Origin of the sequence: Nonomuraea cavernae, from assembly GCF_040655715.1 — a bacterium.
GTDB classification, from domain to species: domain Bacteria; phylum Actinomycetota; class Actinomycetes; order Streptosporangiales; family Streptosporangiaceae; genus Nonomuraea; species Nonomuraea cavernae_A.
In genome coordinates this window covers 138,122-147,166 of the sequence record NZ_JBFAKL010000024.1, presented here as the reverse complement: position 1 = coordinate 147,166, position 9,045 = coordinate 138,122, and the positions used below count along the sequence as shown (strand labels likewise).

At 73.2% G+C, this 9,045-nt stretch carries 7 protein-coding genes and 1 pseudogene; 2 read left to right on the top strand and 6 right to left on the bottom strand.

The features are described 5' to 3' along the window. Positions 1–692: methionine adenosyltransferase (gene metK, locus AB0I38_RS30040; RefSeq protein WP_358485239.1), on the top strand; the 692-nt coding region annotated here is incomplete at its 5' end. A gap of 6 nt (positions 693–698) precedes the next feature. Here the strand turns inward: metK and rbsK are convergent. The 3 genes from rbsK to AB0I38_RS30025 form a co-directional block, all read right to left on the bottom strand. After that, the gene (gene rbsK, locus AB0I38_RS30035) at positions 699–1,586 is read right to left on the bottom strand and encodes a ribokinase (protein ID WP_358485229.1); all 888 of its coding nucleotides are present in this window, start codon (positions 1,584–1,586) and stop codon (positions 699–701) included. After that, entirely contained in the window at positions 1,583–2,923 is a 1,341-nt protein-coding gene (locus tag AB0I38_RS30030) for an ADP-ribosylglycohydrolase family protein (RefSeq protein WP_358485219.1), read from the bottom strand. The genes rbsK and AB0I38_RS30030 overlap by 4 nt, the downstream gene beginning before the upstream one ends. A gap of 154 nt (positions 2,924–3,077) precedes the next feature. Continuing rightward, positions 3,078–4,250 (bottom strand): ADP-ribosylglycohydrolase family protein, encoded by a 1,173-nt coding sequence (locus AB0I38_RS30025; RefSeq protein WP_358485211.1) that lies wholly within the window; start codon positions 4,248–4,250, stop codon positions 3,078–3,080. 117 nt (positions 4,251–4,367) lie between these two features. Here AB0I38_RS30025 and AB0I38_RS30020 point away from each other — a divergent pair. After that, a pseudogene (locus tag AB0I38_RS30020) lies at positions 4,368–5,618 on the top strand (RNA-guided endonuclease InsQ/TnpB family protein). On the opposite strand, the gene AB0I38_RS30015 reads toward AB0I38_RS30020, so the two are convergent. The 3 genes from AB0I38_RS30015 to AB0I38_RS30005 are packed head-to-tail and all read right to left on the bottom strand — an operon-like array spanning position 5,599 to position 9,044. Next, on the bottom strand, positions 5,599–6,561 hold the full coding sequence (locus tag AB0I38_RS30015) for an ADP-ribosylglycohydrolase family protein (RefSeq protein WP_358485202.1): 963 nt from the start codon (positions 6,559–6,561) through the stop codon (positions 5,599–5,601). The pseudogene AB0I38_RS30020 and the gene AB0I38_RS30015 sit on opposite strands and share 20 nt — an antisense overlap. Positions 6,562–6,564: 3 nt before the next feature. Next, a complete protein-coding gene (locus tag AB0I38_RS30010; protein ID WP_358485193.1) occupies positions 6,565–7,746 on the bottom strand; it encodes an ADP-ribosylglycohydrolase family protein in 1,182 nt (393 codons plus the stop codon). After that, positions 7,743–9,044 (bottom strand): ABC transporter substrate-binding protein, encoded by a 1,302-nt coding sequence (locus tag AB0I38_RS30005; protein ID WP_358485187.1) that lies wholly within the window; start codon positions 9,042–9,044, stop codon positions 7,743–7,745. Before AB0I38_RS30005 ends, AB0I38_RS30010 begins: the two co-directional genes overlap by 4 nt. Position 9,045: the final 1 nt, after the last annotated feature.

The window sequence follows — 9,045 nt, the reverse complement described above, 5'->3', positions numbered from 1 at the left end:
GCCTGGTGCCCTACCTGCGGCCCGACGGCAAGACCCAGGTCACCATCGAGTACGACGGCGACCGGCCGGTCCGCCTCGACACCGTGGTCGTCTCCGCCCAGCACTCCCCCGGCGTCTCCCTGACCGAACGGCTGACGCCCGACATCCGCTCGCACGTCGTCGAGCCGGTGCTGGCGGGGCTCGACCTCGACACCTCCGATTACCGGCTGCTGGTCAACCCGACCGGGCGGTTCGAGATCGGCGGGCCGATGGGTGACGCCGGGCTGACCGGCCGCAAGATCATCATTGACACCTACGGTGGGATGGCGCGTCACGGTGGCGGCGCGTTCTCCGGCAAGGACCCGTCCAAGGTGGACCGTTCGGCGGCCTACGCGATGCGCTGGGTGGCCAAGAACGTGGTGGCCGCCGGGCTGGCCGACCGTTGCGAGGTGCAGGTCGCCTACGCGATCGGCAAGGCCCAGCCGGTCGGGCTGTTCGTGGAGTGCTTCGGCACCGAGAAGGTGGCGGTGGAGAAGATCCAGGCCGCCGTGCCGCAGGTGTTCGACCTGCGTCCGGCCGCCATCATCCGCGACCTCGACCTGCTGCGCCCGATCTACTCCGAGACCGCCGCCTACGGCCACTTCGGCCGCGAGGGCTTCTCCTGGGAGTCCACCGACCGCGCCGAGTCCCTCCGGACCGCCGCCGGCCTCTGACTCACGTCAGCGGGCGAGCCCCGCCTCGATGTCGGCGCGGGACGGCATCGAGGTGCTGGCCCCCTCCCGCTGGACGGACAGCGCCGCGGCCACCGAGGCGAACCGCAGCGCCTCGGCCATCGGACGGCCCTCCACGCGGGCCACCGCGAGCGCGCCGGCGAACGTGTCACCGGCCGCCGTGGTGTCGACCGCCTGCACCCGTACGGCGGGCACCCGCAGCCGCTCGCCCGAGCGGGAGCCGTACAGGGCGCCCTCGGAGCCGAGCGTGATCACCGCTTCCGGGACCAGGCCGAGCAGCGCGTCCAGGGCCGCGCCGGGAGAGGACGCACCGGTGAGGTCGGCGGCCTCGTGCTCGTTGGGCACGATCAACGCGACCGCGTCCAGCAACTCGGCCGGCAGTGGCCTCGACGGGGCGGGCGTGAGGATGGCGGGCACACCCGCGTCCCTGGCCGCCCGCGCGGCGGCGACCACCGCCGGCATGGGCAGTTCGAGCTGGAGCAGCAGCGCCCGCGAGGCCGCGATCACGGCCTCGTCCTGCTCGTCGGGGCCGGTGACGGCGCCGTTGGCGCCGGGCACCACGACGATCGAGTTGCCGCCCTCGTCGTCGACCACGATGTGCGCGATGCCGCTCGGGCCGGGCGCCTGCCGCAGCCGTTCGACGCTCACCCCGGCCACGGCCAGCGTCTCGCGCAGCTCCGCGCCGAAGCCGTCGTCGCCCACCGCGCCGAGGAACGCCACCTCCGCGCCCGCCCGGGCCGCGGCGATCGCCTGGTTGGCGCCCTTGCCGCCGGGCACGGTGCGGAACATCCGGCCCGTGACCGTCTCACCCCGCCGGGGAGCCCGGGACGCGTACGCGACCAGGTCCATGTTGGCACTGCCGAAGACCGAGATCATCCGCCCATCATCTCCTGCGTGCGGCGGGCCAGCTCCGCCAGCCCGATGCCGTCGAAACCGGTCAGGCTGGTCGCCAGGCTGTCACGCGTGCGCCACCGCCGGGGCACACCGCCGTTGAGCGCCCCGGCGAGCGAGCCCGCCGTCGCGCCCGCCGAGTCGGTGTCCCACCCGCCGGCGACCGCCCCCGCGATCGTCGCCGTGACGTCGCCCCCGCCGTGGACCAGGGCGGCGGCGACGAGGGCGGCGTTGTTGACCGTGTGCACCCAGTGCAGGCCGCCGTGCCGCTCGTGCAGCCGGTCGACGACCCTCTCGAAGTCGCTCTCCCGCGAGGCGTCCTCGACCGCCTGACGTACGGCCTGGTGCAGCCGCGAGCCCGGCGGGACGACCGACAGCCCGGCGCTCACCACCTCCTCCACCGAGGTCGCGACGAGCGACTGCGCGCACATGGCGGCGGCGAACATCGCGCCGTAGACGCCGTTCGCCGTGTGCGTGAGCCGGGCGTCCCGCCAGGCGTACTCGGCCGCGGTGGCGGGGTCGCCCGGGTTGATCCAGCCGTACACGTCGGTCCTGATCATCGCGCCGATCCACTCGCGGAACGGGTTGCGGAGCGTGGCCGTCTCCGGGGGCTCCACGCCGGCCAGCAGATTGCGGTACGCGACGCGCTCCGCGGTGAACGTACGGCCCGCGGGCAGTTCGTCGAGCCACAGCCTGGCCACGTCGTCGGTGGTGAAGGCGCGGCCGTGGCGCTCCAGGACCGACAGGGCGAGCAGCGGGTAGTTGAGGTCGTCGTCCTCGGGGATACCGTCGATGTTCTCGGCCAGCGAGTTGACGGCGCTGCGCCGGTTCCACGGCCACCGTTCGGCGATCTCCGGCGGCAGGCCCCTGGCGGTGAACCAGCCCCGGATGGGCCAGTTGCCGGTCGCCTCGGCGATCGCTCTGATCCCCTCGCGCGGGATCTTCTCCACGGGCTTGCCCAGGACGCACCCGGCGACCCTGCCCTGCCAGGCGCCCAGCACCCGCGCGGGGTCGGCCCGCCGCCCGCCCGGAACCCGGTCGTGGGCTGCGGGCCAGGAAGGTGTGGCGGCGATGATGGCGGCCAGGTCGGTCGGCTCGTCGAGCGGCGACGGGATCGCGGCCAGCTCGTCGAGCAGCCGCTCGGCCAGCGGCCGCAACCTCGACGCGCCGGGCTCGGAGGCGCCGGCGCGCGGCGGGGCGTCGTGACCGCCGGCCGCGTGCCATCGGGCGGCGACGTCACGCACGTCCCTGCCGTCCTCGGCGGCCTGCCGCAGCTCGTGCCCGACCAGGTCCTCGGGCTGCACCCAGGTGAGCCGAATCACGCGCGCCCCGCCGTACCCGAACCGAGCACCACGGGTCGCCACGCGACCACCGCCGAACGCGGAGCAGGCAACGCACCCGAACCCACCACCACAGGACGCGGAGCGGGCATCGTGCCCGAAGCGGGTGGTAGCGGGCGTGGCGGGCGGGCAGTGGTCATCGGGGGCCGTCCGTGAGGAGGGTGGCGAAGGCGGACTCGTGGACGTGGCGGCGGGCGCGGTCGTCGGCGTGGACGCGGCGCGCCACCTGGGCGATGGCGCGGCCGGGCGCCAGCAGGTCGATGCGGCTGGCCTCGGCGACCCTCTCCAGCCACTCGGCCGGAACGGCGGCGAGCCCGCCGAGCGCGCCCGCGATGGCGCCGCCCATGGAGGCGATCGAGTCGGCGTCACGGCCGTAGTTGACGCCGCCGAGCACCGTCTCCCGGAAGTCGCCCTTGGCCACGACGAGGAAGGCGAGCGCCAGCGGCAGCTCCTCGATGCTGTGCACGCGGCTCGGCCGCCGCGCGCCGAGGCCCTGGTCGCGGTAGGTGTCGGCGACCGTGTCGTAGGGCCGGACGGCCGCCCGGAGCGCCGCGAACGAGCCGTCCCAGTGGCCGAGGCCGCGCGCGGTCTCGCAGACGGCGTCGATGGCGGCCCGGGTGCCGTCCTTGGCCAGCCGCAGGCAGGTCGTGACCACCGAGTCGACGGTCGCGCCCGGCCGCATGGCCTCGGCGACGGCGGCGGCCATCACCCCGGCCGCCTCCCTGCCGTAGCTCGACTGGTGGGCGCCGGCCAGGTCGACGGCCTCGGCGTAGGCGGCGTCGGGGGCGGCGGCGTTCACGACGCCGACGGGCGCCATGTACATCGCCGCACCGCAGTTCACGATATTTCCGACGCCGGCCTCGCGGGGGTCCACGTGGCCGTAGTGCAGCCGGGCCACGATCCACTTCTCGGCCAGGAAGATCCTGTGCAGCGGCAGTGCCTCGGTCTCCAGCTCGGGGATCCACCGCCGCTCCCCCATCAGCTCCGGCACCAGGTGGTCGGCCATCGCGTAGGCCCCGAGGTGTCCCTGGACCTTCTCGTAGACGCGGATCAGCGCGTGCGTCATCAGGGTGTCGTCGGTGATGTGGCCGTCGCCCTTGTGATAGGGCGCGATGGGCCGGGCGTTGCGCCAGTCCTCGTTGTACGGGGGCACAATGCCCTGGACCTGGCCGCCGTACCTCTTCACGATCTGTTCGGGAGTCCAGCCCTCGGTCGCGCCGCCCAGCGCGTCACCGACCGCCGCCCCCGCCACGCAACCTGTGGCCTTGCTCGCGAGCAGGTCGGCAGGCTGGTCTTCAAGTGGCGTCATGCGAATCTCCTCAAGGCTGGAGACCCCGTCCTTCAGGGCGGGGAGGAAAGCCGGAACAATGCCGTCAATTCGAACACGTGTCCGAGATTTGGCGGATCTTGCGGTAAGGTGCGCGGCGTGGCGCAGATCGTGAAGCGGGCCTACAAGTACCGCTTCCACCCGACCCCCGAGCAGGCAGCGGAGCTTGCCCGGACGTTCGGCTGCGTCCGCCTGGTCTACAACAAGGCGCTGGAGGAGCGCACCCGGGCCTATCGGCTGGAAGGCCGCGGCGTCTCCTATGCGGAGTCTTCGGCGCTGCTGACGGCGTGGAAGCGCTCTGCGGAGCTGAGCTTTCTGGGTGAGGTGCCGTGTGTCCCGTTGCAGCAGGCGTTGCGCCACCTGCAGGCGGCGTTCGCCGGTTTCTTCGCCAAACGGGCCAGGTATCCGGTGTTCAAGTCCCGTAAGAAGTCGCGGCTGAGCGCCGAATACACCCGTTCGGCGTTCCGCTGGCGCGACGGCCGGTTGACGTTGGCGAAGATGGACGCGCCGCTGGACATCGTGTGGTCGCGGCCCTTGCCTGAGGGTGCGGAGCCGTCCACGGTAACCGTGAGCAGGGACGCGGCCGGTCGGTGGTTCGTGTCCATCCTGGTGGAGGAGAAGATCGCCCCGCTGCCCCCGGTCACGCAGGTGGTGGGGGTGGACGCGGGGATCACCGCTCTGGTAACGCTGTCGACCGGCGAGAAGATCGCCAACCCGCGTCATGAGCGGGCCGACCGGCGCAGGCTGGCCCGTGCTCAGCGGGCGCTGGCCCGAAAGGAGAAGGGCTCGGCCAACCGGGTCAAGGCCCGGCTGAAGGTGGCCCGCGTGCACGCGCGGATCGCCGACCGCAGACGCGACTTCCTGCACAAGGTCACTACACGGCTTGTTCGCGAAACTCAAGTGATCGCCGTGGAAGACCTGACCGTCCGCAACATGATCCGCAACCGCAGCCTGGCGCGCGCCATCTCGGACGCGTCCTGGCGGGAGCTGCGCGGCATGCTGGAGTACAAGAGCCGCTGGTACGGGCGACGACTCGTCGTGGTGGACCGCTGGTTCCCCTCCTCCAGGCTGTGCTCGGCGTGCGGGACACTCCAGCCGTCCATGCCGCTGAACGTCCGGACCTGGGTGTGCGCCTGCGGCGCATCTCATGACCGGGACGTGAACGCGGCCAAGAACATCCTCGCCGCCGGGCTGGCGGAGAGCTGAAACGCCTGTGGAGCCGATGTAAGACCTCAAGGGAAGTCCTCCTTCCTGGCGGGCGATCGGCGGTGAAACAGGAAACCCTCACGGGCGACCGTGGGAATCCCCCTCGTTCACGAGGGGGAGGAGGTCAAGCGAATTCCTCCGTGAGTTCCATCAGATCCTTCCCCGACAGCGCCGGCACGCAGCAGCCGGCCAGCGTACGGGCCGACGCGATCCACCCCTCCGGGATCGCGGCGAGCCCGCCACACGCGCCGGCCAGTGCTCCGGTGAGAGCGGGGGCCGAGTCTGCCAGGGCGGCCAGGCACGCGGCGGCCGGCACCGCCCGGTCGAGCGCGCCGCCCGACACCTCGGCCAGCGCCAGCGCGACGGGCACCGTCTGCGCCGCGCCCACCGCGTAGCTGTAGACGTGGTCGAGCAGGGCCGCGTCGAGCGCGGGCACGGCGGCGAACGGGTCCCCCGCCGCGCGGGCCACCTCCAGCGCGAGCCGCGCGTTGTGGCCGATGGCGGTGTCACCGGGCAGTACGGTCAGCGCCGCCCGGACGGCCTCGGCCGCCGAGCCCGACGCGACCGCCTCGGCCACGGCCAGCGCCATGGCCCGAGCCCCGAGCAGCCCGTCGCCGGCGTTGGTGACCCGGGCGTCCTCGAAGGGGTCACGGCCGAGCGCGCCGAAGGCGACCGCCCTGACGGCCGCGGCGTCGTCGAAGTGGTGCGGGTTGTCGTGCCCGCTGGCGGGCGGCTCGACGCCCCGGGCCAGATTGTCGATCGCGGTCGCGACCGAGATGCGGGCCCGGGTGTCCGGGCCGAGCGCGCGGAACGCCCCGGCGCGCGGCTCGTCGATGGTGAGCAGCGTCCAGGCTAGCCATTCGGCGTCGTCGGACGGGCCGACGGCCAGCGGCGCGACCGGCTGGTTGAGCGCGAACGGCACCGGCAGCGTGGTGACCCGGTGCTCCTCGGCGAACGCGTCGAGCTCGCGGTGCAGCCGCCTGCTCCACGGCGCGTGCAGGGCCGCCCGGTGCCTGGCGGCGGGCCAGCCGGCCGCGTCGCCCACGGCCAGCCCGAGAAAGGCCCCCCTGATCCTGTCCCCCGACATGCTCTACCGCCCTCCCCTTGGCCCATCGGCCGTTTCGTCCGCCAGATCCCCCGGCCCGCCCGCGTCCACCTGAGCCGCCGGATCCCCCGGATCCCCCGGGACCACCGGGACCACCGGGACCACCGGGACCACCGGGACCACCGGGACCACCGGGACCACCGGATCCGCCGGGCCCGCCGGCAGGAGGGCGGCCAGTTCGTCGGCGACGTCGAGCACGTGCCTGCCCGCCACCACGGGCAGGCACTTTCCGGTCGCGGGCCCGACCCGGCGGGCCCACCGCTCGGGCACGCCGCGCTCGCCCTGGCCCGCTCCGGCGACGGCGCCCGCGATGGCGCCGATGGTGTCGGCGTCCCGCCCCAGCCCGACGCCGAACGTCACGGACGCCTCCACCTCGCCCTCGCCCACCAGGTAGGCGGCCAGCGCGAGCGCCACCGCCTCGGGGGCCAGGTCCGTCCAGGGATAGTGCCTGACCACGACTGCCGCGTGCAACGCCTCGACCAGCGCGTCCTGTGCCGCCGCCCCCGGCTCGCAGGGCGGCGCCGCACCGGGGCCGGCGGTGGGTGGCCGGTCGAGCACCTCGCACACCCGCGTGATGTTCCGGGCGGTCCAGGAGTCGGCGGGCAGCACCGACAGCGCGGCGCGCACCGTCTCCCGTGGTGAGGCCCCGGACATGGCGGCGGCCACGGCCCCCGCGACCGCGCGGCCACCGAGAATGCCCTCGTCCGACTGGCTCACCCGCCCGTCCTGCTCGGCCAGCCGCGCCGCCTCGGCCGGATCGCCCGGGCAGAACACCCCGTACGGCGCGGCGCGCATGGCCAGGCCGTCCGACCAGCCGTGCAGGTGCGCCCGCCCGGTCAGCGGCGGCTCCAGCCCCCGGCGCAGCGCCTCGACGGTGCCGAGCTCGGAGAAGCCGGCCCCGCGCATCGGCCCCGTCACCAGCGGGAGGATCTGCGCCCGGTAGGCGGCGGCCACGTCGGCCGGGGTCAGCGCGTGCCCGTGCCGCACCAGCAGGGAGGCGGCGAAGATGGCGTATTCGGTGTCGTCGGTGCCGCCGCCCTCGATCTCGGTGAGCCGTCCCCACCGCCGGCGGATCTCGGCGGGAGAGAGGTTCTCCGCGGGCGCCCCGAGGGCGTCGCCGGCCGCCAGGCCGAGCAGACACCCCCGGGCTCTGTCGCGAAAGGTCACCGCTGGTACCGCTCCAGCACCTTGTTGCCGTCGTCGACAAGCCTCTTGGCCGCCTCGTCGATGGTGATCTTGTTGCCGTAGAACTCCTGCAGCACCGGCGTCGCCACCTTGCTCTTCCACTCGTCGAACCCGTTCACCTTGAGGAACGGCGCCACCACGAGGTTCTTGCCCGAGGCGGTGGCCACGTCCCAGCCGTTCTCCTCGGTGGTGATGACCGGGTCGGAGGCGGCCTTGACCGAGGTCGGCAGCAGCCAGTCACCCTTGGCGAGCTTGGCCTGGTTGGGGCCGTTCAGGAAGAACGAGATGAACGTGACGGCCTCGTCCGGGTGCTTGCTGTCGGCGGCGACCGACAGGGTCTGCGAGACCGCGCCCTGCTCGGCGCTGACGCCCTTGAGCGGCGGGAGCGTCACCCACTCGAAGCCGTCGGGCGCCTGCTCGGCGACCTGCTGACGCAGGAAGACGCCGACGGGCAGCATCGCGTACTTGTCGGCGAAGAAGCCGGGCAGCGGGTCGGCGGTGCCCATGCCGAGCGCCGCGGTGTCGGCCGACTTGTCCTTGTAGAGCTGGTCGTGGATGCGCTGGAGGACCTCCTTCTCCTCGGCGCCGACCTTGACCGTGGTCTTGCCGCCGGTGGTCTGGAAGAAGGTGCCGCCGAAGTTGAGCGCCAGGTTGAGCGTCTTGTTGACCGGCGACTTCATCGGCCAGGCCACGCCGTGCGTGTCGCCCTTGGTGAGCTTCTTGCTGATGTCGGCGAACTCGTCCCACGTCCACGGCTCCTCGGAGGTGGGGATGCGCACCTTGGCCGCGTCGAGCAGCTTCTTGTTGGCGATGATGACCTGCGACTCCTGCAGGAACGGCACGCCGAACACCCCCTCGCCGCCCTTGCCGTCGTCGAAGGTGACGGTGTCCCAGGCGGGCTGCGGGATGTCGCTCTTCAGCTCGGCGGGCACCTTCTCCTTCAGGTCCAGCAGGTAGCCCTTGGCGGCGAACCCGGACAGGGCGGGCGAGTCATCGTGGATGACGTCCGGCGCGTCGCCGCCCTCGAACGACGTGACGAGCTGGTCGTTGACGGTGTCCCAGCTGCCCTGGACGTAGGTGACCTGGATGCCCGGGTTGGCCTTGTTCCACTCCTCGACGAGCTGCTTGTTGGCCTCCACCGACTCCTTCTGCCAGGCGAGGCTCAGGAAGTCGAGCTTGACCGGCTCGCCCGAGGAGGGCTCCTGCTCCGCACCTCCCCCACCGCACGCGGCGGTCAGCGCCACGATCGCGGCTGCCGCCAACGCGGACTTCATACGCATG

Bases quoted from the DNA above. Each gene is read 5' to 3' on its own strand.
- rbsK (WP_358485229.1), bottom strand. From the start codon at position 1,586: ATGATCTCGGTCTTCGGCAGTGCCAACATGGACCTGGTCGCGTACGCG.
- AB0I38_RS30025 (WP_358485211.1), bottom strand. From the start codon at position 4,250: ATGACGCCACTTGAAGACCAGCCTGCCGACCTGCTCGCGAGCAAGGCC.
- AB0I38_RS30015 (WP_358485202.1), bottom strand. From the start codon at position 6,561: ATGTCGGGGGACAGGATCAGGGGGGCCTTTCTCGGGCTGGCCGTGGGC.
- AB0I38_RS30005 (WP_358485187.1), bottom strand. From the start codon at position 9,044: ATGCGTATGAAGTCCGCGTTGGCGGCAGCCGCGATCGTGGCGCTGACC.